The organism is Micromonospora cathayae (assembly GCF_028993575.1).
Lineage (GTDB): Bacteria > Actinomycetota > Actinomycetes > Mycobacteriales > Micromonosporaceae > Micromonospora > Micromonospora cathayae.
On the sequence record NZ_CP118615.1, the window covers coordinates 5,136,694 to 5,161,292 of the forward strand.

The 24,599-nt window shown below is 73.3% G+C and carries 24 protein-coding genes; 17 read left to right on the forward strand and 7 right to left on the reverse strand.

Going from position 1 to position 24,599, the window contains the following annotated elements; all coding sequences use genetic code 11:
- Positions 1 to 220: 220 nt before the first annotated feature.
- Positions 221 to 1,252, forward strand: coding sequence for an NAD-dependent epimerase/dehydratase family protein (locus PVK37_RS23035; RefSeq protein ID WP_275029780.1), 1,032 nt, complete (start codon positions 221 to 223; stop codon positions 1,250 to 1,252).
- On the opposite strand, the gene PVK37_RS23040 is transcribed toward PVK37_RS23035, so the two are convergent.
- Complete coding sequence (locus PVK37_RS23040) at positions 1,209 to 2,321, reverse strand: carboxymuconolactone decarboxylase family protein (RefSeq protein WP_275029781.1); 1,113 nt, start codon at positions 2,319 to 2,321, stop codon at positions 1,209 to 1,211. The genes PVK37_RS23035 and PVK37_RS23040 overlap by 44 nt on opposite strands.
- A 93-nt stretch (positions 2,322 to 2,414) precedes the next feature.
- Here PVK37_RS23040 and PVK37_RS23045 point away from each other — a divergent pair, with 93 nt between their 5' ends.
- The gene (locus PVK37_RS23045; protein WP_275029782.1) at positions 2,415 to 2,918 is read left to right on the forward strand and encodes a winged helix-turn-helix transcriptional regulator; all 504 of its coding nucleotides are present in this window, start codon (positions 2,415 to 2,417) and stop codon (positions 2,916 to 2,918) included.
- Positions 2,919 to 3,021: 103 nt separating this feature from the next.
- On the opposite strand, the gene PVK37_RS23050 is transcribed toward PVK37_RS23045, so the two are convergent.
- Together PVK37_RS23050 and PVK37_RS23055 are read right to left on the reverse strand one after the other, a co-directional pair.
- On the reverse strand, positions 3,022 to 4,677 hold the full coding sequence (locus PVK37_RS23050) for an FAD-dependent oxidoreductase (RefSeq protein ID WP_275029783.1): 1,656 nt from the start codon (positions 4,675 to 4,677) through the stop codon (positions 3,022 to 3,024).
- Positions 4,674 to 5,204, reverse strand: coding sequence for a DUF5987 family protein (locus PVK37_RS23055; protein WP_275029785.1), 531 nt, complete (start codon positions 5,202 to 5,204; stop codon positions 4,674 to 4,676). The genes PVK37_RS23050 and PVK37_RS23055 overlap by 4 nt, the downstream gene beginning before the upstream one ends.
- 403 nt (positions 5,205 to 5,607) lie before the next feature.
- Here PVK37_RS23055 and PVK37_RS23060 point away from each other — a divergent pair, with 403 nt between their 5' ends.
- Genes PVK37_RS23060 through PVK37_RS23070 form a run of 3 tightly spaced genes read left to right on the forward strand, consistent with a single transcriptional unit; the run spans position 5,608 to position 7,678 of the window.
- Positions 5,608 to 6,198 carry a hypothetical protein gene (locus tag PVK37_RS23060; protein ID WP_275029786.1) on the forward strand — a complete coding sequence of 197 codons (591 nt, stop codon included), beginning with the start codon at positions 5,608 to 5,610 and terminating at the stop codon, positions 6,196 to 6,198.
- 10 nt (positions 6,199 to 6,208) lie between these two features.
- Complete coding sequence (locus tag PVK37_RS23065; RefSeq protein ID WP_275029787.1) at positions 6,209 to 6,841, forward strand: copper resistance CopC family protein; 633 nt, start codon at positions 6,209 to 6,211, stop codon at positions 6,839 to 6,841.
- A gap of 33 nt (positions 6,842 to 6,874) precedes the next feature.
- Entirely contained in the window at positions 6,875 to 7,678 is an 804-nt protein-coding gene (locus tag PVK37_RS23070) for a TIGR03084 family metal-binding protein (RefSeq protein WP_275029788.1), read from the forward strand.
- Between the two features lie 401 nt (positions 7,679 to 8,079).
- Here the strand turns inward: PVK37_RS23070 and PVK37_RS23075 are convergent, their stop codons facing one another.
- Positions 8,080 to 9,144, reverse strand: coding sequence for an alpha/beta fold hydrolase (locus PVK37_RS23075; protein WP_275029790.1), 1,065 nt, complete (start codon positions 9,142 to 9,144; stop codon positions 8,080 to 8,082).
- 641 nt (positions 9,145 to 9,785) lie between these two features.
- Between PVK37_RS23075 and PVK37_RS23080 the strand changes: the two genes are divergently transcribed.
- From PVK37_RS23080 to PVK37_RS23125, 10 genes are all read left to right on the forward strand, one after another.
- Complete coding sequence (locus tag PVK37_RS23080; RefSeq protein ID WP_275029792.1) at positions 9,786 to 10,556, forward strand: N-acyl homoserine lactonase family protein; 771 nt, start codon at positions 9,786 to 9,788, stop codon at positions 10,554 to 10,556.
- A complete protein-coding gene (locus PVK37_RS23085; protein ID WP_275029793.1) occupies positions 10,549 to 11,517 on the forward strand; it encodes an LLM class flavin-dependent oxidoreductase in 969 nt (322 codons plus the stop codon). The genes PVK37_RS23080 and PVK37_RS23085 overlap by 8 nt, the downstream gene beginning before the upstream one ends.
- A 106-nt stretch (positions 11,518 to 11,623) precedes the next feature.
- Complete coding sequence (locus PVK37_RS23090; RefSeq protein WP_275029794.1) at positions 11,624 to 12,718, forward strand: ABC transporter substrate-binding protein; 1,095 nt, start codon at positions 11,624 to 11,626, stop codon at positions 12,716 to 12,718.
- Complete coding sequence (locus tag PVK37_RS23095; protein ID WP_275029795.1) at positions 12,703 to 13,500, forward strand: ABC transporter ATP-binding protein; 798 nt, start codon at positions 12,703 to 12,705, stop codon at positions 13,498 to 13,500. Before PVK37_RS23090 ends, PVK37_RS23095 begins: the two co-directional genes overlap by 16 nt.
- Entirely contained in the window at positions 13,487 to 14,311 is an 825-nt protein-coding gene (locus PVK37_RS23100; protein ID WP_275029796.1) for an ABC transporter permease, read from the forward strand. The genes PVK37_RS23095 and PVK37_RS23100 overlap by 14 nt, the downstream gene beginning before the upstream one ends.
- A gap of 12 nt (positions 14,312 to 14,323) precedes the next feature.
- Complete coding sequence (locus PVK37_RS23105) at positions 14,324 to 14,800, forward strand: RidA family protein (RefSeq protein ID WP_275029798.1); 477 nt, start codon at positions 14,324 to 14,326, stop codon at positions 14,798 to 14,800.
- 296 nt (positions 14,801 to 15,096) lie between these two features.
- The gene (locus tag PVK37_RS23110; RefSeq protein ID WP_275029799.1) at positions 15,097 to 16,434 is read left to right on the forward strand and encodes a coiled-coil domain-containing protein; all 1,338 of its coding nucleotides are present in this window, start codon (positions 15,097 to 15,099) and stop codon (positions 16,432 to 16,434) included.
- A gap of 187 nt (positions 16,435 to 16,621) precedes the next feature.
- On the forward strand, positions 16,622 to 17,047 hold the full coding sequence (locus tag PVK37_RS23115) for an ATP-binding protein (protein ID WP_275029800.1): 426 nt from the start codon (positions 16,622 to 16,624) through the stop codon (positions 17,045 to 17,047).
- A 250-nt stretch (positions 17,048 to 17,297) separates the two neighbouring features.
- Positions 17,298 to 18,227, forward strand: coding sequence for a diacylglycerol/lipid kinase family protein (locus tag PVK37_RS23120; RefSeq protein WP_275029801.1), 930 nt, complete (start codon positions 17,298 to 17,300; stop codon positions 18,225 to 18,227).
- A gap of 107 nt (positions 18,228 to 18,334) precedes the next feature.
- Positions 18,335 to 19,618, forward strand: coding sequence for a molybdopterin-dependent oxidoreductase (locus PVK37_RS23125; protein ID WP_275029802.1), 1,284 nt, complete (start codon positions 18,335 to 18,337; stop codon positions 19,616 to 19,618).
- 7 nt (positions 19,619 to 19,625) lie between these two features.
- Here the strand turns inward: PVK37_RS23125 and PVK37_RS23130 are convergent, their stop codons facing one another.
- The 3 genes from PVK37_RS23130 to PVK37_RS23140 form a co-directional block, all read right to left on the reverse strand.
- Entirely contained in the window at positions 19,626 to 20,066 is a 441-nt protein-coding gene (locus tag PVK37_RS23130) for a DUF4395 domain-containing protein (RefSeq protein WP_275029803.1), read from the reverse strand.
- A 135-nt stretch (positions 20,067 to 20,201) separates the two neighbouring features.
- On the reverse strand, positions 20,202 to 20,651 hold the full coding sequence (locus PVK37_RS23135) for a TlpA family protein disulfide reductase (protein WP_275029805.1): 450 nt from the start codon (positions 20,649 to 20,651) through the stop codon (positions 20,202 to 20,204).
- 78 nt (positions 20,652 to 20,729) lie between these two features.
- Complete coding sequence (locus PVK37_RS23140) at positions 20,730 to 22,160, reverse strand: cation:dicarboxylate symporter family transporter (RefSeq protein WP_275029807.1); 1,431 nt, start codon at positions 22,158 to 22,160, stop codon at positions 20,730 to 20,732.
- 111 nt (positions 22,161 to 22,271) lie between these two features.
- Here PVK37_RS23140 and PVK37_RS23145 point away from each other — a divergent pair, with 111 nt between their 5' ends.
- Entirely contained in the window at positions 22,272 to 23,885 is a 1,614-nt protein-coding gene (locus PVK37_RS23145) for a sensor histidine kinase (protein ID WP_275029809.1), read from the forward strand.
- The gene (locus PVK37_RS23150) at positions 23,882 to 24,565 is read left to right on the forward strand and encodes a response regulator (RefSeq protein ID WP_275029810.1); all 684 of its coding nucleotides are present in this window, start codon (positions 23,882 to 23,884) and stop codon (positions 24,563 to 24,565) included. Before PVK37_RS23145 ends, PVK37_RS23150 begins: the two co-directional genes overlap by 4 nt.
- Positions 24,566 to 24,599: the final 34 nt, after the last annotated feature.

Consider the following 24,599-nt stretch of genomic DNA (forward strand, 5'->3'; position numbering starts at 1 on the left):
CGTCGACGGGGCCCGACGTCACGCCCGGTCGGTGCACCACCGCGACGTGACAGTTGCCAGCATTGCTCCCGGTCCGACGTGGAACGAACTTCGAGATTGCGCACCCCCGCCCCGGACGGGCGGCCGGGTTCCCGGCCGGGCGAACGGGGCACGCGGCGAGAAGTGCCGGCCTCACAAGCCATCGATAATCGCCGAAGGGTTGCGGGGTGAGGAGGAGCTGATGACCGTTCTGGTGACCGGTGGCACCGGGTTCGTCGGGTCGCACACGGTGGCCGCGCTGCGGCGGGCCGGGCGACCGGTCCGGCTGCTCGTCCGGGATCCGGCCCGGGTCGCCCCGGCGCTCGCGCCACTCGGGGTGGACCCCGACGGCGTCGAGGTCGTGTCCGGTGACGTCACCGATCCGGCGGCCGTCGCGGCGGCGGTACGCGGCTGCGCCGCGGTGCTGCACGCCGCCTCGGTCTACAGCTTCGACCCGCGCGCGCACGCCCGGATGCGGGCGGTGAACGTCCGGGGCACCGAGGTGGTGCTCGACGCCGCCCGGTCCGCCGGGGTGGGCCAGATCGGGTACGTCTCCACCTTCGGCGCGTTGCTGCCGGCCGACCACGACCCGGTGACCCCGGTGTCCCCGGTGGGCCGGCCCCGGGAGACGTACCTGGCGACCAAGGCGGACGCGGAACGGGTGGCCCGCCGGCACCAGGACGAGGGCGCGCCGCTGGTCGTCACCTACCCGGTCGCCACGCTCGGCCCGCACGACCCGTACCTGGGCGACCAGACGGCCCGGCTACGCAACCTGCTGCGCGGGCTGATGCCGATCTGGCCGACCGGCGGGTTCCCGGTCGGCGACGTGCGCGACCTGGCCCGGCTGCACGCCGAGGTGCTGCGCCCCGGTCACGGTCCCGGCCGGTTCCTCGGCCCCGGCCGGTACGTCAGCACCCGGGAGTACGTCCGTACCGTGCGGCAGGTGACCGGGCGGCCGCTGCCGACCGTCCACCTGCCGGCCGGGGCGATGCTGCCGGTCGGCCGGTTGGCCGACCTGGCGCAGCGGGTGCTCCCGGTGGACCTGCCGGCCCAGTACGGGGCGATCTACACCTGCCGGGTGTCCCGGGGGGTGGACACCACCGCCACCGACCGGCTACTGGGCGCGCCGGCCAGGCCGTTCGAGCAGACCGTGGCGGACACCGTGCGGTGGCTCGCCGGGGCCGGTCACCTCAGCCGGCGGCGGGCGGGGCGAGCGGCTGCTCGGGAGGCGTGACGGTCCGGCCGCCGGGCCAGGACCGGGCACCGATCCGGCGGGCGGCGGCCAGGCTGGCCCACGAGGTCAGCGCGACCAGCCCGGCGTCGTCCAGCCCACCGGCCCGGACCTGGGCGACCAGCGAGTCGTCCACCTGGTACGAGGCCATCGCGGTGAGCAGGGCCAGGGTGGCCGCCGGCCGGTCGGCCTCGGGCAGCGTGGCGACCAGCGGCCGGACCCAGGCCCGGCTCGGTCCGGTCGGCTGGCCGTCCCACCGGTCCAGTTCGGCCTCGACCAGGGCGCGTACCGGCGCGCCCAGCACCCGGGCCCCGGCCCGGTCGATGGTGGCGTACGCCCGGGCGAAGCCGTCCGCCAGCGACGCGTTCCCCCGGGCCCAGTCCAGATCGCCGGGGGCGGGGGTGGCCGGCGGCAGCCGGTCGGCGGCCGCGCCGGGCGGCCGGACCAGGGCGACGGTGTGCCGGACGGTCAGCCGCAGCAGCTTCAGCAGCCAGGCCCGGACGGTGGGCGGCGCGAACGACGGCAGCGGGGAGTCGGTGAGGAAGATGTTCACCATCCGGTTGATGTAGTGGAAGGTGACCACCACACCGACGAGTTCCGGGGTGTGTTCCGGCGGGAAGGGCGGGTCACCGGCCGGGTCGCGGTCGGGTACCCGCCGCGCCCACCGGGTCAGCTCCCGCACCACCGGGTCGGTGACCGCGTCGGCCCGGCCGGTGGTGACCGCCGCCGCCTCCCCGGCTCCGGCCAGGGCGTGCAGGGCCGAGCCGTGCACCTCCACGCAGTAGGGGCAGCTGTTGGCGAGCGACACCGCCGCCGCGACCGCCTCCTTGGCGGCCCGGTCGACCCGCCCGCCGGCCACCAGCGACTCCCGCAGCATCACCCAGCAGGCGGCGAGCAGGGCGGGATCGGGCGAGTGCAGGACGACCGGCGGGGCGAGCACGCCGAACTCCCCCTCGACCTGCCGGTAGATCTCGGCCACCGGCCCCCGGGCGGCGCCGGGACGGACCGGGGTCACGTGCCGGACGTCGACCAGTGACCGGCGGACCGCCGTTCTGAGCAACCAGGATCGCACGCTCCACTCCCTCGTGTCGGACGAACGCAGACCGAACCAATCATTCATTCGAAGAACGTCGATCTATACCGGGATGATCCCTAGAATGACCCAATGCACTACCGTCTGAGCTCGGTACAGGCCTGTTCGATCGCCCGCGCCCTCGACGTCATCGGTGAACGGTGGACGCTGCTCATCGTCCGGGACGCGCTGCTGGGAATCACCCGCTTCGACGGCTTCCTGCGCAGTCTCGGCATCTCCCGCAACATCCTCGCCGACCGGTTGAACACCCTGGTCGGAGCCGGGGTCCTCGACCGGGTGCCCTACCAGGACCGGCCCCTGCGGCACGAGTACCACCTCACCGACCGGGGCCGCGAACTCGTCCCGGTGGTGCTGGCCCTGATGCAGTGGGGCGACCGGCACCTCGCCGGCTCGGCCGGGCCGCCGCGCCTCGCCGAACACGAGGACTGCGGCGGCCCGGCCCGCGCCGAGGTGACCTGCGCCGACTGCGCGCGGCCGCTGGCGCCGACCGAGGTGACCACCCGGTTCTCGCCCCGGTACCTCGCCGCGAAGCGGCTGGCGGCGGCCACCGACCGGCCCGCCGGCCCGCCCGACTGACCCCCGGCCCGCCGGCTGGTCCCCGGCACCGCCGACCGGCCGTCGCCGGGTGCGCCGACCGGCCGCGTCCACGGTGGGTCGTCCCCGCCGGTGGGCCGGCCGGTCAGCGCCGGGTGGAGCCGGTGACCAGCGGAAGCACGCCACGGCGGCCGGCGGTCGAACCGTCCGGTGCGGGTGCCCCGTACCGGACCGCCACCCCGCGCTCCTGCGCGGCCCGGACGATCCCCGGCACCGCCCGCTCGGCGAGCGCGGCGATCGTCATCGCCGGGTTCACGGTCAACGCGCCCGGCACGGCGGAGCCGTCGGTGACGAAGATCCCCGGGTGGTCGCGCAGCTCGTGCCGGTCGTCCAGCGCCGAGGTCGCCGGGTCGTCCCCGATCCGGCAGGAGGCCAGCGGGTGCACCGTGTACGCGCCGACCACCTCGTTGGTCCACGGCATCACCCGGGACAGGCCGTCACGTTCCAGGATGTCCTTCACCGCGGCGTCGGACTCCGCCCAGCCGTGCAGGGTGTTCTTCGTCGGCGTGTAGCTCAGCGCGCCCCGGCCCAGCATCTGCTGCGACAGCCGCATCGAGTTGCCGGTCTCCGGCGGCGGGCCGAAGACGCCCTCGTTGTCGTCCTCGCTCATGGTGAAGACGGTCAGCCAGGACCGCCAGCGCCGCAGCAGCTCCTTCTTCTCCCGGCCGAACCAGGTCGGCCCGACGGCGTCCGGCACCTGGGCCAGGATGGTGCCGAAGCCCGGCGGGAAGTAGAGCTGCTCCAGCGAGAAGCGGCTGTACTCCGGCAGCGAGCCGTCGAGCTGGTCCCAGGTCGCCACGCAGGGCCCCTTGCCGATCTGGTACGCCTCGTACGGCACCCCGTCGGGGCGGGACAGGCCGAGCACGTCCCGGATCCGGTCCTCGTCGAAGATCGCCGTGTTCAGCCGCTCGCCGTTGCCGGAGAAGTACCGGCCGACCGCGTGCGGCATGGTGCCGAGGTGCGGCTCCGACCGTTGCAGGATCACCGGGGTGGCGCCCGCGCCGGCCGCCATGATGACGATCTTGGCGTCGATGGTGCCGGTGGAGACGTGCACCCGGTAGTCCACCTCGTCGACGATGCTGTAGTGCACCCGGTAGCCGCCGTCGTCGGTCCGGGTCAGGTGCTGCACCTCGTGCAGCGGACGGATCTCGGCGCCGTGCGCCACCGCCGCCGGCAGGTAGTTGAGCAGCAGCGACCGCTTCGCGTCGAACCGGCAACCGGACATCATCCAGTTGCAGTTGGTGCACTTGTCGTGGTCGATCGCCACCGGCACCGGGTTGGCGGTCCGCCCGGCGTGGTCGCAGGCCGCCCCGAACAGGCCACCGGCGAACGGCACGTCGTCCCAGGTCTGCTGGCTGACCGGCAGCGCCTCGGCGACCCGGTCGTACCACGGGTCCAGGGCGTCCCGGTCGATCGCCGCCGGCCACATCCGCCGGCCGATCGAGCCGTGCCGTTCGAAGACGAACCGGGGCGCGCGCGGCATGGCGGCGAAGTAGACGACGCTGCCGCCACCGACACAGTTGCCGCTGAGCACGCTCATGCCATCGCCGATGACGAAGTCGAAGACCCGGGTCGTCGACGAGCCGAACTTGAAGTCCTGGTCGAACTCGGGCCCGGACAGCCACGGCCCCCGCTCCAGCACCACCACCTTCGCGCCGCCGGCGGCCAGGTGGTACGCGGTGATGGCGCCGCCGAAGCCGCTGCCGATGACGAGGACGTCGGTACTTTCGGTACGGCTCATGCCGGGCTCCCGGAGGGGGTCGTGTCGGGGTGCGGGCGGGCCAGCACCCGGCCGTACGAGTAGGAGGGGAAGCGCCACAGACCGTCGCTGTCCGGGCCGAAGTAGCCCATCGTGGTCAGACCGGGGTGGCCGGCGGCGAGGGCGTCCACGGTGTGCAGGTGGGAGGCGGCGTCGAAGGCGATCGTGTTGAACATCGCCAGGCTCACCCACGCCTCCCGCTCGGGATGGTCGGCCGCGACCAGCTCCCGGACCAGCGCCACCCGGTGGTCGTAGTCGAGGGACACGAACGGCGGGACGGCGTCGTCGAGCGGCAGCGAACGCTCCCCGGCGTACCGTTCGGCGTGCTCGTTGAGCCCGTCGGCCAGGGCGTCCAGGGCCGGCGCCATCCCACCCTCCTCGGTCCGGAGCACGTCGATCGCGCCGGAGGCGACCGCGCCACCGCCGGTCGACACCCCGGCGACCGCCCGGTCGTCCGGGAAGCGCTTCTCGCCGGGCAGGATGGTGTCGGCGAAGGCCTCGAGGGTCATCGTCCGTGCCGGATCGGGCCCGGCGTCGTGGAGTTGCACTGGTGTGCCTCCTGTCGTGGGGGAGGAGCACTGATCGAAGAAGCCGCGGACGGCGCGGCGGCGGCAGGGGCAGCGGACACCTGGTGACGGCGGACCACCCGGTACGGGCGGTGGCCGCCCAGCCCGGTCACCGGCCGCGGCCGGGCCGTCTCATCCTCTGGCCGACGTCGTGGCGTCGGCATCTTCTCGGTTGCTTGACCGAACCGTGCAGGTGAGAGCGGTGTGGACGGTCGAGCCATTGACCATGCGTCGACGTATCGCCCACTGTGGACGACGGACGCAACGGCGCAACGTCGAAGAACATCCCGGACGGGTACGCCGTTAGCGTTTTCTGCGCCAGTCCCTGCCACGGATGGAGATCACCATGTCGGCACCCACGGGGGCACGCGCCCCCGGTCTGGTGGAACGGATCAACGGCCGGCACCACCGCCTGGCCCTCCGGGTCTACCTGCTGATCGTCGTCGCGCACTGGGCCGAGCACCTGGTGCAGGCCTACCAGATCTGGGGGCTGGGCATGTCCCGGCCCGCCTCCCGGGGCGTCCTCGGCCAGTACTTCCCCTGGCTTATCACCTCGGAGTGGCTGCACTACGGGTACGCCCTGCTCATGCTGATCGGCCTGTTCCTGCTGCGACCGGGCTTCGCCGGCCGGGCCCGCACCTGGTGGACGATCTCGCTGGCGATCCAGTTCTGGCACCACATCGAGCACGGGCTGCTGTTCATCCAGGCCCAGATCGGGATGAACTTCTTCGGCGCGGCCGTACCGACCAGCATCGCGCAGCTGTTCTTCGGCCGGGTCGAGCTGCACCTGTTCTACAACTCGGTGGTGTTCATCCCGATGGTCATCGCGATGTACTTCCACCTGCGGCCGAACGCCGCCGAGCAGGCCCGGACGACCTGCGCCTGCGCGCCGGTCACCAGCGCCCGCCGGTCGGTCTCCACGCCCTCGCCGGCCTGACGTGCTCCACGTGATCGGCCGTCGGGTCGCCGTGGTGGCCCTGGTCGCGGTCGTCGCCTCCCCCGCCAGCGCGGCGGGGGCGGCGGCCGGGGCCGAGCTCACCGCCAGCAGCCCGGCGGCCCAGGCCGTGCTGACCACCGTGCCCCGGGAGGTCACCCTGACCTTCTCGGCCACCCCGGACACCGACCGTTCGCACGTCGCCGTGGTCGACGAACGGGGCCAGCGGGTCAGCTCCGCCGACGAGCCGGGCCGGCGGGGGAACACCCTGACCCAGTCCTTCTCGGCCGACGGATCGGGCGTCTTCACGATCGTCTACCACGTGGCGTTCGACGACGGCACCGAACTCGACGGGTGGCAACGCTTCAGCGTGGGCACGGGCCGTCCACCACCGCCACCGAGCCAGGCCGAACGCGAGGCGAACACCGACCTCGTCACCGGTCACCAGCACGGCGTCGACCCGATCAGCGCGGTGCTGCTGGTCGTCAACGGGCTGGTGATCGCCGGGGTCGTGGTGATGCTGCGGCTGACCCGGCCGTCGGCGGACACCGACGCCGGCCGGCCACCACGGCTGTTCCGGATGCCGGCCGGCTGGAACGACGAGGACCCACCGGGTCCGGACGGTTCACCACGAACCCGTTCCTGACCCTCGCCCCGATTCCTGGAGAGGACACCTCCCGTGACCAACCAACCCGCTGTGTACGCTGCCCTGACCGCGGACGGCGAGCAGGTCGACCGGTTGATCGCCGACCTGCCGCCGGCGGACTGGGCGCGTCCCACGCCGGCCCCCGGCTGGACCGTCGCGCACCAGGTCGCCCACCTGGCCGCCACCTTCCGGCTGGCCGCCATGGCGGTCGCCCAGCCGGACGCGTTCACCGCGATGGCCGCGCAACTGAGCAGCGACTTCGACGCCAACGTGCGGCACGCCATGGCGGGGTACCTCGCCGAGCCGCCGGAGGTGCTGCTGCGCCGGTGGCGGGAGGAGCGGGCGGGGGCCGACCGTGCGCTGGCGTCGGTGCAGCCGCAGCACATCGTGCCGTGGCTGGTGCGTCCGTTGCCCGCCGCCGTGCTGGCCGCGGCCGGGATGATGGAGCTGTTCGGGCACGGCCAGGACATCGCCGACGCCCTCGGCGTCAACCCCGAGCGCACCGACCGCATCCAGCACCTGGTCGGTTTCGCGGTCCGTACCTGGGACTTCGGCTACCAGGCCCGGGGCCTGGAGACGCCGGACGTGCAGCTGCGGTTCGAGCTGACCGCGCCGTCGGGGGCACTGTGGACGTTCGGCCCGGAGGACTCCGCGGAGCGGGTCAGCGGGCCGGCGGTGGACTTCTGCCTGCTGGTCACCCGCCGCCGGCACCGCGCCGACCTCGCCCTCACGGCGGTGGGCGCGGAGGCGGACCGCTGGCTCGACATCGCCCAGGCGTACCGGGGGCCGGCCGGACCGGGACGCACGCCCGGCCAGTTCACCGCGTTGTCGCGCTGACCGTACCCGGACCGGCCTCTCGGCCGGGGTGACGTCCCCGAGGTGCCGCCTCTGACACCTCGGGGACGTCATGGCGCGTCCGGGCACCGACCCCGTTGTCGGTGGCGACCCACCGGACGCCAGCCGCTGCGCGCCCGGTCGGCGCGGCGACCGCTGCGCGGCCCTCGTAGCTACGACGATCCGATCGCCGAAATATCGACAGCCGTCGGTGAAATTTTTCTGCTCCGGGCGGACGGCAACGTCGAAGAGGCGCCGCCCCGCCCGGCGGTGACACGATGGGCACGGCGGCGTCCCGGGCAGGGCAGGGCACGGCAGTCGACGTCGCCACGGACGACGCTGGCGGCCACCTCCGCAACGGAGGTGACCGCCAGCGTCGCGTCGTCAGCGGGGAAGCGTCCCCGTCACGGGGCGCAGTTGGCGAGTTCGGGGCGGGACGGGACCCCGCCGGCCGGCCCGAAGAAGAGCTTGACGCAGTCGAGCAGGAACTGCGGGTTCTCCTCGGGGACGAAGTGACCGGAGGCCGGGGCGACCACCTCACGGACGTCGGTGCCGACGTTGCGGTACGACGCGGCCACCGCCGGACCGAAGACGTACTGCGCGCCCATCGCCAGGATCGGCGTGCTGACCTTGCCCGCCGCCGCGCTCGCCCGGTTGTCGGCGATGTCGGTGTCGAAGGCCCGGTAGTAGTTGTACCCGGCGGTCCGCCGGGCCGGGTCGCTGTACGCCCGGTAGTAGGTGTCCTTGTCGATCAGGTCCGGGCGGTGCGAGTTGTTGAACAGCATGCCGAGGTAGGTGCTGACGTCGTCGTTGTCCATGATCGTCTCAGGGATCGGCGCGGGCGACGCGTTGAACAGGAAGTGCCAGCTGACACCGTAGAAGTCCTCCAGGCCGAAGCCGGACAGCGGCGCCTCGATGACCGCGATCCGGCCGACCTGCTCGGGGAACTGCACCGCGTACGGGTAGGCGATCAGCGAGCCGGAGTCGTGCGTCAGCAGGTCGACCTTGGTGTAGCCCAGCGCCCGGACGGCCTGGTTGATCCGCTTGGCGGTGGTCTTCTTGTCGTACCCGCCGCTCGGGATGGAGGACGAACCCAGGCCGGGCAGGTCCAGCGCGATCACGGTGCGGGTCTTCGCCAGCTCGGGCATCACGGTGTGCCAGGACCACCAGGTCTGCGGCCAGCCGTGCAGCAGCACCAGCGGAGCACCGGTGCCGCCCTTGACGTAGTGCAGGTACCCTCCGTCGACCCCGACCCGACCCTCGCGGAACCCGGAGCCCAGCGCGGCGGCCGAGGCCCGCTCCGGCTTGCCCCGCTCGTCCCGCTCGGCTGCCACGCTCACCCCGGCCGCGGTGGTCAACAGAGCCAGCGCGGTGACGGCGGCGCCGGCGGCCATCCGCCAGGACCGCCGTGGCATCCGCCGCGTCCGACCCGCCGGCACCGGCGCGTCAGCCATTGTCTCGTCGGACATGCTGTAACCCTTCTCGTCACTTCGGATCCGTGAACGGCAGCGGGCGGCCCGAAGAATCGGCGTGCGGGGTGAACGTTTCCCGTCCCGCGCCGACGAATCAGCGATACCACCCGCAGAACGCGGACCTGACAGTAGAAGAACGACCGGCGACAGTGGCTGGGCAGCCATCGAAGGCACCGGATCAGGCACCGAGAATAGCGGTCACGAACATTCGTCTGTCAAGAGTCCACTGTGATGGGAATCCCATGCAAGGGATTCCTACCTAGACAGTGGCTTCCGGTTCCGGCGACCGGTTGGACCGGGGCCGCTCCGGGGGCCACAACGGACGGTGATCTCCACTGTGTCCCGGCGGGTCGCCACCCGCCCGGCGGAGCCCTCGGTGCCGATCGACAGGCGGAAATGGGTCGGACCCCGGAGGTCGACGACGTCGAGGATCGACACGGTCGCCGCGCCCCTGCTCGCCGCGGCACAGCGGGAGAACGCGTTCGCTCGGCGTCGCTCGACATCCGGCCGACGCCGGGCACCGTCGCACCCTGGCCTTTCCGCTCACCCACTGTTATCGTACCGCCCACCGGAATGGTGTTTCACTAGGCGGGCCGCGTGGGCGAATCGACGGTTCTGCCCGCCGGGGCGGGAGGACGATGGAATTCCAGATCGTGCCGGTACGGGTGGGTCGCGCCCCCGGAATCCGGCGCGCCGACCTGCTCTGGGGTCAGCACCCCGGGGAAACGGTGGAGAGCCCGCACGTCATCTGGGTGGTCCGGGACGACCGGGGTGACGTGACGATCCTGGACACCGGTTCACCGGACGCGGAGTGGGTGAACCGGCACCACCGCCCGTTCGAGCGCACCGCCGACGAGGAGCCGGCCACCGCCCTGGCCGCCGCCGGGGTGGACCCGGCCGCCGTCCGGACGGTCGTGCTCAGCCACCTGCACTACGACCACTGCGGCAACAACCACCTGTTCCCGAACGCGGAGTTCGTGGTGCAGCGCAGCGAGGTCGCGTACGCCGTCGCGCCGTACCCGGTGCACCAGGCCGCGTACGAGGCCCCGGCGCTCGGCTTCACCCCCCGCTGGCTGGCGACCATGGACCGGACCCGGCTGGTCGAGGGCGACGTCACGCTCCGTCCCGGTCTGCGGCTGCTGCACATCCCGGGGCACACGCCCGGCATGACCGCGCTGGTGGTCGACACCGCCGCCGGCCGGTACGCCCTCGCCGGGGACCACTGCGCCCAGTTCGAGAACTGGCGGGGCACCGGCCCCTACCGGGTGGTCCCGTCCCGGACCCACGTGGACCTGGGTGACTACTACCGGTCCTTCGACCGGCTGGCCGAGCACGCCGACGTGGTGCTCCCCGGCCACGACATGCGGGTGTTCGACCAGGTCAGCTACCCGGCGGCCGACCATGGCTAGGCTCCGGCTCGGGGTCCGGCTGCCCGAGGGCGGGCCGGACGTCCGCCGCAGCGTCGCCCAGGCGGTCGCCGCCGAGGCGATGGGGTACGACTCGGTGTGGCTCGGCGAGCACCACGGCTACGCCACCTACTGGCCGTCCCCGCAGCTGGTGCTGGCGGCGGTCGCGGCCCGCACCGACCGGGTGCGGCTGGGCACCAACATCCTGATCCTGCCGCTGGCCGACCCGGTCCGGCTGGCCGGTGAGTTCGCGTTGCTGAGCAACCTCAGCGCGGGTCGGGCCGTGCTCGGCGTCGGGATCGGCTGGGACGAGCCGGAGTTCGCCGCGCTGGGGGCGGACGCCCGTCGGCGCGGCGCGGTCACCGACCGTAGCCTGGCCCTGCTGGACCGGCTCTGGCACCGGGAGTCGGTCTCGTACCGGGACGACGACCGCGTCCTGGCCGACTTCACCCTCTCCCCCCGTCCCATCTGGCCCGTCCCGGTCTGGGTCGGTGGCCGGTCGGCCGCCGCGATCCGCCGGGCGGCCCGGCACGGCGAGGCCTGGTTCCCGGACGCGGCGCTCACCGTCGACGAGGTGGTCCGGGGCTTCGCGGCGGTGGACGAGCACCGGGCCGCGTCGGGTCGGCCGCCGGCCGCGTTCCGGCCGCTGGTCCGGCACGTCGTGCTGGGCGAGACGGACGCGCGGGCCCGACGCGACGCCGAGGAGTACCTGCGCGCCTCGCACGAGCTGCACCTGCTCCGGGGCAACCCGATGGTGACCCAGGCCAGCGTCGGCGACCTCGCCAGCCGGCTGGCGGACCGGTACGTCGTCGGCGACCTCACCACCTGCGTCGACTGGGTGCGGCGACTGGTGACCGAGGTGGGGGTGACCGATCTGGTGGTCAAGTTCGCCGGTCGGATCAGCGGCGACGACGCCCTGGCACAGATGGCCGATTTCGCCGCCGCGGTCCGGGCGATGCCTTGACAGGGGTCCCGGCGACTCCCAAGCTTTCACCATTAACCGAAACCGTGTTCCGTTAAGCGGAACATGCCGGTCGGAGGCCAGCCGGAACAGTCGTGGAGGTAGTCGGATGATCAGAAAGCGGTTGTTCCTGACCGGAGTGCTCGCCGTGGCACTCTCCGCCACCGCCTGCGGCGGCGACAGCGCGGACGGCGGTGGCGCCCCGGGCGAGACCAGCAAGATCCGCTACGTCTACTGCGCCGAGACCCTCGCCGCCAGCGGCGCACCGTTCTGGATCGGCGAGAAGCTCGGCTACTTCGCCGAGGAGAACATCTCGCTGGAGATGCTGCCCGTCTCCGGCGGTACCGGGGCCTGCCTGCAACTGCTCGCCGCCGGCCAGGCCGACATCTCCGCCCCCAGTCCGGACGTGCTGGTCCAGGCCGCCGCCGACGGGCGCAACCTCGACCTGCGGTACTTCTACGAGGTCGCGCCGGAGTTCCTCTTCGACGCGACGGTCCTGCCCGACAGCCCGGTACGGTCCTTCGCCGACCTGAAGGACGCCACCATCGGCCTGGCCTCCCTGGGCGGCAGTTTCGAACTCTTCGCCAAGGCCGGCCTGCGGTCCGCCGGGATCGACCCGGCCTCGGTCACCTTCGTGGCCGTCGGCACCGAGGCCGCAGCGGCCGAGTCGCTGAAGAAGGGCGAGGTCGACGCGCTGGTCATCAACGACGTGCGGTACGCCGCGCTGGAGGCCGCCGGCTACCAGTTCCGGTACCTGGAGAAGCCGGGCGTGACGGCGGACCTGTTCGGCGCCGGGCTGCTGGCCCGCAACGCCTGGCTGACGGAGAACCCCGAGGCGGCCGCCGGGTACGCCCGCGCGTACACCAAGTCGGTGCTGTTCGCCAAGGCGAACCCGGAGGCGGCCATCCGCATCCACTGGGAGCAGTACCCGCAGTTCGCCCCCACCGGCGACCGGGCCAAGGCCATGCAGGGCGCGTTGCCGGTGCTCAAGCGCCGCATCGACGTGATCGAGGACGACGGTTCGGCGGAGAAGCCGTACGGCCAGTTCACCGACCGGTCGTGGCAGGCGTACGTCGAGTTCCTCGGCGTCCAGGACAAGGTCAAGGACGTCTCGGTGTTCTACACCAACGACGTGGCCGCCAAGATCGGCACGATCGACGCGGCGGCGGTCCGGGAGAAGGCGACCTCGTGGCCGACCTCGTGACCTCGACGCCGGTGGTGTCGGTCCGGGGCCTGTCCAAGGTGTACGGCACCCGGACCGGCACGCCGGTCGTCGCGCTGGAGGAGGTGTCGTTCGACATCGCCGAGGGCGAGTTCGTCTCCATCCTCGGCCCGTCCGGGTGCGGCAAGTCCACCCTGCTGCGCATCGTCGCCGGCCTGACCGACCGGACCGGGGGCACGGTGGACATCAACGCCGCCGGAGCCGAGCCGGGGGCCGACGTGGGCCTGATGTTCCAGCAGGCGGTGCTGCTGCCGTGGAAGACCGTCGAACAGAACGTCGCCCTGCCCGGGATCGTGGCGGGACGCCGGTTCCGCGACGTGCGGTCCCGGGCCCGGGACCTGATCGAGATGGTCGGGCTGGACGGCTTCGCCGAGAAGTACCCCGGCGAACTCTCCGGCGGCATGCAGCAGCGCGCCGCGCTGGCCCGCTCACTGCTCCAGGATCCCCGGCTGCTGCTGCTCGACGAGCCGTTCGGGGCACTGGACGCGATGACCCGGGACCAGATGAACCTCGAGGTGGAGCGGGTCCGCCAGCGGACCGGCAAGACCATCCTGCTGGTCACCCACAGCATCGCCGAGGCGGTGTTCCTCTCCGACCGGATCATCGTGATGACCGGGCGGCCCGGCACGATCCGCGAGATCGTCGAGGTCACCCTGCACCGGCCGCGTGAACTCGACGTCACCGGTTCGGCGGCCTTCGGTGCGTACACCAACCAGATCCGGAAGCTCCTCGACCAACCGGGAGTGGCGCATGGCAGTGTCTGAGGCGGTCCGCTCGGCCCGGAAGCTCCCCGGCGGTCCCGAGCCGGCCGAGCGCCGGCTGGCCGGGCGGCTCTGGTTCCCGGTCTCGCTCGTGCTGATCATCATCGGCTGGGAGGTCGGGGTCCGGGTCACCCAGGTCAACTCGGTGCTCGTGCCCACCCCGCTCAGCGTCGTGCAGGCGCTCTGGCGCGGGCTCGCGCAGACCGGTCCGGCGAGCTTCTACCCGCACTTCTGGCGCACCCTCCAGGAGGTGCTGCTCGGTTTCGGCGGCGGCGTGGTCATCGGCCTCCTGCTGGGCGGCCTGGTCGCCCTCTCCCCCACCGCGCAGGCGATCATCCGGCCGTACATCGTGATGATCGAGGCGGTGCCGAAGATCGCCATCGCCCCGCTGATGGTGGTGTGGCTGGGCTTCGGCATGGAGTCGAAGGTCGCGCTGGCGGTCCTCGTCACGTTCTTCCCGATCTTCGTCAACACGGTGTCGGGGATGCGGTCGGTGCCGGCCGAGCGGCTCGAACTGATGCGGTCGCTGAAGGCGGGCAAGGCGCTCACCGTCCGCATGGTGATCGTGCCCAGCGCCCTGCCGTTCATCTTCGCCGGCCTGGAGATCGCCGCCGTCTACGCGGTCATCGCCGCGATCGTCAGCGAGTTCGTCAGCGGCCAGATGGGCCTGGGCGTGCTGATCCTCCAGGCCAACTTCCGGCTCGACATCGCCACGGTCTTCGCGATCCTCATCCTGCTCGGGTTGATGGGCATCGGCATGACCAAGCTGATCGAGCTGGCCCGCAAACGGATCATCTTCTGGGACGGGAACTGAGGGAGCATCGGTATGGAGATCGAGAAGAAGATCGCGGAGCTGGGCCTGGAGCTGCCGGTGCTGCCGGAGAAGCCGGGCACCCGGCGGGTCCGCGCGGTGCGCACCGGCAACCTCGTGTACCTCGCCGGGCACGGCCCGTTCCACGACGGTGGCTACCCCTTCAAGGGACCGGTCGGCGTGGCCATCAGCGTCGCCGAGGCCAGCGCCGCGACCAGGTACAACGCGCTCGCGCTGCTCTCCTCGCTGCGCCGGGAGATCGGCGACCTGGACGACGTGGTCCGAATCGTCAAGATCAACGCCTACGTCTACGGGGAACCCGGCTTCAACCAGCCCTCGGTGGTCGCCGAGGGCTGCTCGGACCTGCTCATGGACCTGTACGGCGAGCGCGGACGGCACGCCCGGTCCGCCGTCACGGTAGCCGCCCTGACCATGGACATCTGCTGCGAGACAGAAATGATCGTCGAAGTACGCCCCACCCCCACCCACTGACCCCACCCCACCCCGTCCCCGCCCGCCCCCCACCCGCCACTCCGTCGATCATGAAGTTACTGACCCGACACGCCGGGTGGGGTGACAACAACTTCATGATCAACGCTGCGGGGGCGGGACCGGGCGGGCGGCGGGCGGGGACGGGGGCGGGACGGTGGGTGGGTGGGGTGGGTGGGGCGGTCTCGGGTGGACCTGGGCGGGGCTCGGTGCCGGGCCGTGACGGGTCGGCGGTAGCCTTTCGCCGCATCCGGCCGGTTCCACCGGCACGGCGCTCGCGATCGTACGGAGGATGGCGCATGTCCCACGGCGAGGAGCCGTTCGCAGGCACGACATCGCGGCCGAGCTTCGAGCTCGCGCTGCGCGGCTACGACAAACGGCAGGTGGACCGGTACGTCGAACAGGTCGACGCCGAGATCGCCACCCTGACGGCGGCGCGGGACCGGTCCTCCGGACAGCTCCATTCCCTGGCCGGGCAGCTCCAGCAACTCCAGACCGAACTGCTGGAGCTACGGCAACGACCGGCCCAGGTGGACCGTGCCTCGTTCCGGGACCTCGGCCCGATGGTCGACCAGATCCTGGCCCTGGCCGAGAAGCAGGCCGAGGCGATCACCGAGGCCACCGGGCAGCGGGCCGCCGCGCTGGAGGCCGAGGCGGAGCGGGTGCTCGCCGAGGCGCGGGAGCAGGCCACCGAACGGGCCCGCGCGCTCGAGGAGGAACTGACCGCGCGCCGCGCCGAGCAGGAGAAGGTCCACGAAGAACTCCGGGCCGCCGCGCAGACCGAGCTCGCCGAGATCCGGGAACTGGCCGAACGGCTGCGCGCCGACGGGGAGGCCGCGCACGAACGTGCCCACCAGGAGGCGCAGCGGATCAACGAGCAGACCGCCCAGCAGGTCGAGCGGACCCGGTCCGAGGCCGAGGCGTTGCTGGAGGCGGCCCGGGCGCAGATCCAGCAGGAGGTGCACGCGGCCCGGGCCCAGACCCAGCAGGAGCTGGGCCAGTGGCAGGCCAGCGTGGAGCGGGAGATCGAGGAGCGCCGCACCGCCGCCGAGCAGGAACTCACCGAGCACCGGGCGGCGGCCGAGCAGGAACTGACCCGGCAGCGGAGCGCGGCGGAACAGAAGATCGCCACCCTGGTCACCGAGGCCCAGCAGTACTCCGCGAAGCTGCGGCAGCACGCCGACGAGCAGACCGCCGCACATCAGCAGCAGCTCACCGTGGTGCAGCAGGAGATCCGGGACCGGCGGCAGGCGCTCACCCAGTTGCAGAGCGAACTGGACGCCGCCCAGCAGCACCTGGCCCAGTCCCGCCAGGAGTCGAGCGCGATCGAGCAGGAGATGGCGCAGCTCCAGCAGCGGCTCACCGAGACGCGGCAGGAACTCGCCGCCGAGCTGAGCCGGCTGGACGAGGTACGCCGGGCGGCGGAGTCCGCCGAACGGCACGCCAAGGACGTCCGCGCCCGGGTCCAGCGGGAGGCGAAGCGGGTGGCCGACCTGGCCGCCGCCGCGGTGATGGCGGCCGCCGCGGGCGGGGCGCCGACCAGCGAGTACCCGCAGGTCGCCCCCCGCCCGGCGGCCCCGCGACCGGCCGCCGAGGCGACCGAGCCGACCGGCGGGAAGGTGCCCGCCGGGGCCTGACCGGAACGGCACGACCGGCCGGAGCGGCGTACGGGAGTCCGCCCCCACCGCCCGGTCACCGCGTCGCGACGCGGTGACCGGGCGGTGGGGTGACCAGGGCGGTGGGGTGTCCCGGGCCGGCCGGTGGCGTGGGCGACACCGGTCCCTGATCCGCTTCGACCCGCTCCGAGGTGGGTAAACCGGAGGCATGGCACCGTTGCGGACCTCCCCGCCGCCGCCCCGGGCGGCCCTGCTGACGCGCTGGGTGCTGTCCAGCCCCAGCGAACTTCGCGCGCTGCGGGCATCGCTGCACGAGGCACTGAACGGCAACGACCTGATCGATGGCGAACGGCTCGACCACGTACCGGAGATGGTGGTGCTGGTCGCCACCGAGCTGGCCACCAACGCGTTACGGCACGGCCTGCCGCCGACCGTGGTGTCCCTGCTCGCCGGCGACGACTGCTTCGTCCTCGACGTGGCCGACCACGACCTGAGCACGGTCCCGGAACTCACCGACTGCCAGCCGGCCGGGTCCGGTGGCCGGGGCCTGCAACTCGCCCAGGCCCTGTCGCTGGACGTCGGCTGGTACACCACCGACGACGTGAAGCACATCTGGGCGTCGTTCGACCGCTGACGTGGGGCCGGACCGGGCCGGGACCGTGGCCCCTGTGTCGGACCGGAGCCGGCGGGCCGTCCGTGCGCCGACGGCCGCGAGCGCCGCAGCCCCGGCGTGGCGCTTGTCCGGGGCCGGCTCGACCCTGCTGCCGTCCGGGCCCGTTCGATCTGCTGCCGTCGGTCCCGGTGACCCGCCGACCGAGGCGGCGACCTGCCGACGGAGGCGGCCGGCAACAGGCCGGCCCCGGCTGGCGATAGGGTCGTGGCCCATGCGGACCAAGCCGGAGCTGAGCGCGGACATCCACCGGGGGCGGCGGGCGGCGCTGGTCGTCAACGCCCGCTCCCGGCGGGGCCGCCAGCACTACCAGCGGACCCTCTCCCGGCTGCGGGCCGCCGGGTTCGACCTGCTCGGCGCGTACCCGGTGGACCGGCCCGGCCAGCTCGAACGGAGTCTGCGCGAGGCGGTCGACCTGGGGCCGGACCTGCTGGTCGCGGGCGGGGGCGACGGTACGCTGAGCACCGCCGCGCGGCTGCTCGCGCACCGGGACATGGCGTTGGGTCTGCTGCCGCTGGGCACCACCAACAACTTCGCCCGGACCATCGGCGTCCCCCTCGACCTGGACGGGGCCGTCGACGTGCTCAGCCGGGGCAAGGTGATCGACGTGGACCTCGGGTTGGCCGGTGACACGCCGTTCGCCAACCACGTCGGTGTCGGGCTCTCCGCCGACATCATGCTGCGGACGCCGCCCCGGTTGAAGCGGGCCGTCGGCCGGCTGGCGTACCCGCTCACCGCGCTGGCCCTGCTCGCCCGGCACCGTCCGCTGCGGGCCACCGTACGGGTCGACGGGGTGGCTCACGAGTTCGTCACCCACCAGCTCTTCGTCGCCAACGGCGGCTTCCACGCCGGTCGCCGGATCACCGCCGACGCCGACGCCGACGACCGTCTGCTGGTCGCGTACCCGGTGGGCGGTCCGACCCGGCGCGGGCTGCTGGCCGACACGGCCCGCAACGCGACGACCGGGCACCGCCGCACCCTCGGTGACACGCCGTTCCTGGCAGTGGGTGAACTGTGGCTGGAGACCGACCGGCCGGCGCGGGTCGAGGTCGACGGTGAGTTGTGCGGGCACACTCCGATCCGGCTCGGGCTGGACGCCAACGCCCTGCGGGTGATGGCCCCGGCCGACAGCCTGGACCGCTGAGCCGACGCACCGGACACCCGGTTCGCGGAGCCGGCGCACCGGGCCGCCACCACGAAACCCTACTGGTTCAATATGAGTTGGGGTCGTCGAGCCGAAGGGTGGACGGGATGGCACAGTCACCGGCAGCGGAGGAGGCCGACCACGACGCCCGGCGGGCGACCCAGTGGCTCGCCGGGGCGGCCCGCTGCGACGGGGTGTCCCGGGAGGAACTGCTCCACCTCGGCACCGCGATGGCCGCGCTCGCCACGGACCCCGGCGCCGGCCCGGCCGGGCGGGACCCGATCGTCAAACCACTGCCCGACCCGCACTTCGTCCGCCGCGACGGCAACGCCGAGATGCGCTGGTCGGCGCTGGCCGGGCAGGGGTACCTGGTCCCCACCGACCGGTTCTTCGTCCGCAACCACACCCACACACCGGTCCTGGACGCCGACACCTGGCGGCTGAGCCTGTTCGGCACCGGGCTGCGGGGTACGCCGACCCGGGACGCGCCGATCGAGATCGGTTACCGGGACCTGCGGGACCTGCCCGCCGAGAAGAGCACCGCGCTGGTCGAGTGCGCCGGCAACGGCCGGCACTTCTTCGCCCGGCAGGGCGATCCGACGCCGGGCGTGGACTGGACGCTCGGCGCGGTCGGCGTGGCCCGGTGGCGGGGCGTACGGCTGTCGACGGTGCTGCGGCACGCCGGCCTGACCGACGCCGCCGTCGACGTGCAGCCGGAGGGACTCGACCCGGAGTACGTCACCGGCGGGGTGAACCTGGGCCGGGTCCGCCGGCCGCTGCCGGTCGGCAAGGCCCTGCACGACGTCCTGCTGGCGTACGAGATGAACGGTCGGCCGCTGCCGGCCGACCACGGCTTCCCGGTGCGGCTGGTGGTGCCCGGCTGGGTGGGCATCTCCTCGATCAAGTGGGTCGGTCCGGTCGAGGTCTCCGCCACCCCGCTGTTCTCGCCGTGGAACACCCGGTTCTACCGGATGTTCGGGCCGGGGCATCCGGCCGGCGGTGGACCGCCGCTGACCGCCCAGAATGTCAAGAGCGCCTTCGAACTGCCCTGGGACGCCCGGCTGCCCGACACCGCCGAGGTGCTGCTGACCGGGCGGTCCTGGTCCGGGCGTGGTCCGATCCGTACCGTCGAGGTCAGCGTCGGCCGGGACGGCGACGACGACGCCCGGTGGCGGCCGGCGCGGCTGGTCGACGCCGACCGCGACGGCGCCTGGCAACGGTGGAGCCTGCGCTGGCGACCGCCGGCACCCGGCCGGTGGATCCTGCGGGCGCGGGCGACCGACGTGACCGGGGCCGGTCAGCCCGACCGGGCCGCCGCCAACGACCTCGGGTACCTCTTCGACGGGGTCGTCCGGCACCCGGTGCTGGTGACCCGGACCGCCGGCTCGTGATGCCGGTTCAGGAGGTTCCGGTCGGCACCCGCGCCGGGACCGGCCGGCCGGTCAGCCGCCGCAGCAGCAGGTAGCCCTGGCAGCCGAGGCAGTAGTCGAACGCGGCGTTGAGGAAGGCGGCGGCCAGTGCCGCGCCGGTGGCGGCCACGGCGAGCACCGGCAGGTCGGCGAGCCGGCCGGTCAGCGCGACGAGCAGGAAGACCAGGCCGACGAGCTGGGCGAACCGGACCGGCGCGGCGGGTTCCCGCTCGCTCGGCGGAGCGAGCCGGGGCGCGACGAGGTACCGGTACAGCAGCCCGTACGGGCCGAACCGCGGGTTGGCGGCGGTCACCGCGAAGACCACGGCCTGAGCGGCCAGCACCGGCACCGAGCCGGTGATCAGGGCGACGGCGAGGACGACGGTGGTGACGGCCGCGGCGAACCGTGGCGCACGGGGGTCGAGCAGCATGGCGTTTCCTTCGGAAGGGGCGGAGCGGGCGAGGGGGTCAGGCGCGCCGGCACCGACAGAGGCTGGTCGCCAGCCGGCCGTGGTCCACCACCCGGCGTCGGGTCAACCCGACGCCACCCGTCGCCCGTGCCACGGTCACCGGTCCGCGCCGGTCAGCAGCGGGGTGACCACCCCGATCAGCTCCTGCCGGTCCGGCACCCCGGCGGCCCGACGCACCACCCGGCCGGCGGTGTCCACCACCAGGACGGTCGGGGTGCGCCAGACGTCCAGTTCCCGTACCGCGTCGAGGTGCCGCTCGACGTCGACCTCCACCAGGTGCACCCCGGGCAGTGTCTCGCGGACCGCGTCGAGGACCCGCCGGGCGGCCCGGCACGGCGCGCAGAAGGCCGACGAGAACTGGACCAGGGTGACCACGCCGGGGCGGATCCCGAGCGCCGCCGGCAGCTCCGGATCGGCGGCCGGCCCGGACGGCGGCCCCACGGCGCGGAGGCGGCCGTCGCGGCGGCGGTGCCACCAGCCGAAGGCGCTGGCGGCCGCGAGCACCCCGACGACGACCATGACGCCCGTCAGGGAACTGTCCCGCATCGCCCCAGGGTGCCACAACCGCAGGTCATCGACCATGCCGGGGTGCCGTAGCGACGCGGGACAGTGTCGCGGTCGGGGTCAGACGCCGGACCGTACCGTCGGAGCGGTGAGCGGCGCGACGTCGGCTGTCCCGGCGGCCGGGGCGGTGTCGTCGTCGGCCGTCCCGGGCTTCCGGACGGGCTCCGTCCCGTGCTCGTCGTCGAGCAGCGTGGACTCGTCGAAGGGACGCTCACCGGAGAGCACCGCGCGAGCCTGCGCCCGGTCGAACTCCCCGGTCCAGGCCCCGATCACCAGGGTCGCCACCGCGTTGCCGGCGAAGTTCGTCAGCGCCCGGGCTTCCGACATGAACCGGTCGATCCCGACGATGAGGCCGACCCCGTCGACCAGGTCGGGGCGGTGGCTCTGCAGGCCGCCGGCGAGGGTGGCCAGCCCGGCACCGGTGACCCCGGCGGCGCCCTTCGACGCGATGACCATGAAGACCAGCAGCGAGACCTGCTCGCCGACGGAGAGCGGGTCGCCCATCGCGGCGGCGATGAACAGCGACGCCATGGTCAGGTAGATGGCGGTGCCGTCGAGGTTGAACGAGTACCCGGTCGGCACGGTGATGCCGACCACCGGCCGGCTGACGCCGACGTGTTCCATCTTGGCGATGAGCCGGGGCAGCGCCGACTCGGACGACGAGGTCGAGACGATCAGCAGGAACTCGCGGCCCAGGTAGCGCAGCAGGGAGAAGATCGAGACCTTGGCGACCAGGCGGACCAGCAGGCCGAGGACGACGACCACGAAGACCAGGCAGGTCGCGTAGAAGCCGAGCATGATCTGGGCGAGGCTGCGCAGCGCGTCCATGCCGGTGGCGCCGATGACCGCGGCGATCGCCCCGAACGCGCCGACCGGGGCCAGCCACATGATCATCGCGAGGATCTTGAAGACCAGCCGTTGTACGACGCCGACCGCGCGCAGCACCGGCTCGCCCCGGCTGCCCAGGCCCTGTACCGCGAAGCCGACCAGCAGCGCGACCAGCAGGGTCTGGAGCACCTCCGAGCCGGTCAACGCCGACAGCAGCGACGTGGGGATGACCCCGAGCAGGAACTCGACGGTCCCCTCGCCCTCACCACCGGCGACCTGCTGGCCGGCACCGGCCAGTTGCTCGTCGAGCCGCAGCCCGGAACCGGGGTGGATCAGGTTGCCCACCACCAGGCCGATCGCCAGCGCGACGGTGGACATGGTCAGGAAGTACGCCAGGGCCAGCCCGCCGACCTTGCCGACCTTGGCGGCCTGCCGGACCGAGCCGACGCCGAGCACGATGGTGCAGAAGATGATCGGGCTGATCATCATTTTGATCAGGTTGACGAATCCGGTGCCCAACGGTTTGAGGCTGGTCGCCACGCCGGGAGCGGCGAACCCGAGGACGATGCCCGCGACGACCGCGCCGATCACCGCGAGGTACAGGTAGTGGGTGCGGTCCCGTCGGGCCCGCGGTACGGCAGGGCTGGTGGTGGGGGTCTGCATGCCTGAGACTGTGGCCCAGGTCTCAGCCGGAAGCAGCCTTGCGTTCATTCTGTTCACCGGCGGGAGACCGTCGGACACCCGACCTTGACGAGCCCGTCACGACGAGGAGACATGGCCGGACGGAAGTGGAGCATCGCGGGGCAGCTGTTCGCCCTGCAGGTGCTGGTGGTCGTCGTCCTGGTGACCGCCGGTGGGGTCGGTGCGGCGTTGCTGGCCCGCGCGGACGCCACCGAGGCGGCCCGGGAACACGTGCTGGCCGTGGCCGAGACCGTGGCCCGGACGCCGGGCGTGGTCGAGGCGCTGCGCTCCCCCGACCCGGCCGCCGTCCTGGCCCCGTACGCCGAGTCGGTGCGGGCCGGCACCGACACCGACTTCGTGGTGGTGATGGCCCCGGACCGGACCCGGTACGCGCATCCGGACCCGACCCAGATCGGTCGACGGTTCATCGGCGAGATCGGTCCTGCGCTGTCCGGGCGACCCTTCGTCGTGGTCAACACCGGTACCCTCGGCGAGTCGGTGCGGGCCGTGGTGCCGGTCCGGGACGCCGGGGCGGTGGTCGGCCTGGTCTCGGTCGGCATCACCACCGCCACGATCAACCACGAGCTGCTCGGCCAGGCGCCCGCCCTGCTCGCCGCCACCGGGGCCGCGCTGGCCCTGGCCGGAACGGGGTCGTGGCAGCTCAGCCGGCGGTTGCGGCGGCAGACCCACGGGCTCGGCCCGGCCCAGATCACCCGGATGTACGAGTACCACGACGCGGTGCTGCACTCGGTGGGCGAGGGCCTGGTGGTGGTGGACGCCGACCGGCGGCTGGCCCTGGTCAACGACGAGGGACGACGGCTGCTCGGCCTCGGCCCCGGGACGGACCTGGTCGACCGGCCGGTCACCGACCTGGGCCTGCCGCCGGCCCTGGTCGAGCTGATCCTTTCCGGTCAGGCCGCCCACGACGAGCTGATCCTCACCGCCGACCGTTCGCTGGTCGCCAACCAGCGCCCGACCGCGTTCGGCGGGCCGCCGCACGGCGTGGTGTTGACCCTGCGCGACCACACCGAGCTGCGCGCCCTGACCAGTGAGCTGGACTCCGTCCGAGGGCTCACCGAGGCGCTGCGGTCCCAGGCGCACGAGGCCGCGAACCGGCTGCACACCGTGCTCACCCTGGTCGAGCTGGGCCGCGCGGACGAAGCCGTCCGGCTGGCCAGCGACGAGTTGGCGATCGCCCAGCAGCTCACCGACCAGGTGGTCGGCGCGATCGCCGAGCCCGCGCTGGCCGCACTGCTGCTCGGCAAGTCGGCCCAGGCCGCGGAACGGGGCGTCGAGCTGGCCGTCGACCCGGACTCGCGGCTCGACGTCGACACCCTGCCGGCCGGCGACCTGCTGACCGTGGTCGGCAACCTGGTCGACAACGCCCTGGAGGCCGTCGCCGCCGGGGAGCCGCCGCGTCGGGTCCGGGTGCGGGTCACCGAGGCGGCCGGCGAGGTGGTGGTGGAGGTGTCCGACAGCGGCCCGGGGTTGCCGCCGGAACGGGTGGCCGACGCGTTCCGGCGGGGCTGGTCGACCAAGGCCAGCGGCCGGGGGCTCGGGTTGGCCCTGGTCGGTCAGGTGGTCGCCCGGTACGGCGGCCGGCACGAGGTCGTCCACCCCGGGCCGGGGGGCACCGTCCTGCGGGTCCGGCTCCCCCTGCCGGCGGCCGGGCCGGCGCGGACGTCGTCCGGGGAGCACGGATCGTGAGCCCGATCCGGGTGCTGGTGGTCGAGGACGAGGAGTTGATCGCCGAGGCGCACCGGGTCTACACCGAGCGGGTGCCCGGGTTCCGGGTGGTGGGGGTCGCCCGGACCGCCCGGGAGGCGATGGCCGCCCTGCGCCGTACCGGCGACGACGCCGTCGACCTGGTGCTGCTCGATTTCAACCTGCCCGACCTGCACGGGCTGGAGGTGTGCCGGGCGGTCCGGGCGGCGGGCAGCACGGTCGACATCCTGGCGGTCACCTCGGCCCGCGACCTGGCGATGGTCCGCGCGGCGGTGGCCCTGGGGGTGACCCACTACCTGCTGAAACCGTTCACCTTCGCGGCCTTCCGGGACCGGCTGGAGCGCTGCGCCACCTACCGCCGGCAGACGTCGGCCGGTGGTCTGGTCACCGCCCAGCACGAGGTGGACCGGATGTTCGCCACGCTGCACGGCACGCCGGCCGACACCCTGCCCAAGGGGCTCGGCGCGCAGACCCTGGACGCCGTGCTGGCGGCGCTGCGCGGCCGGCCCGGCCAGTCGGCGTCGGAGATCGGCGCGCGGACCGGCCTGTCCCGGGTGACCGCCCGCCGGTACCTGGAGTACCTGGTCGACACCGGGCGGGTGGTCCGCAATCCGCGCTACGGCACACCGGGCCGACCGGAGGTCGAGTACCGCCCGGCCTGACACCGGGGTCGGTCGACACCCGACGTTCATCCGG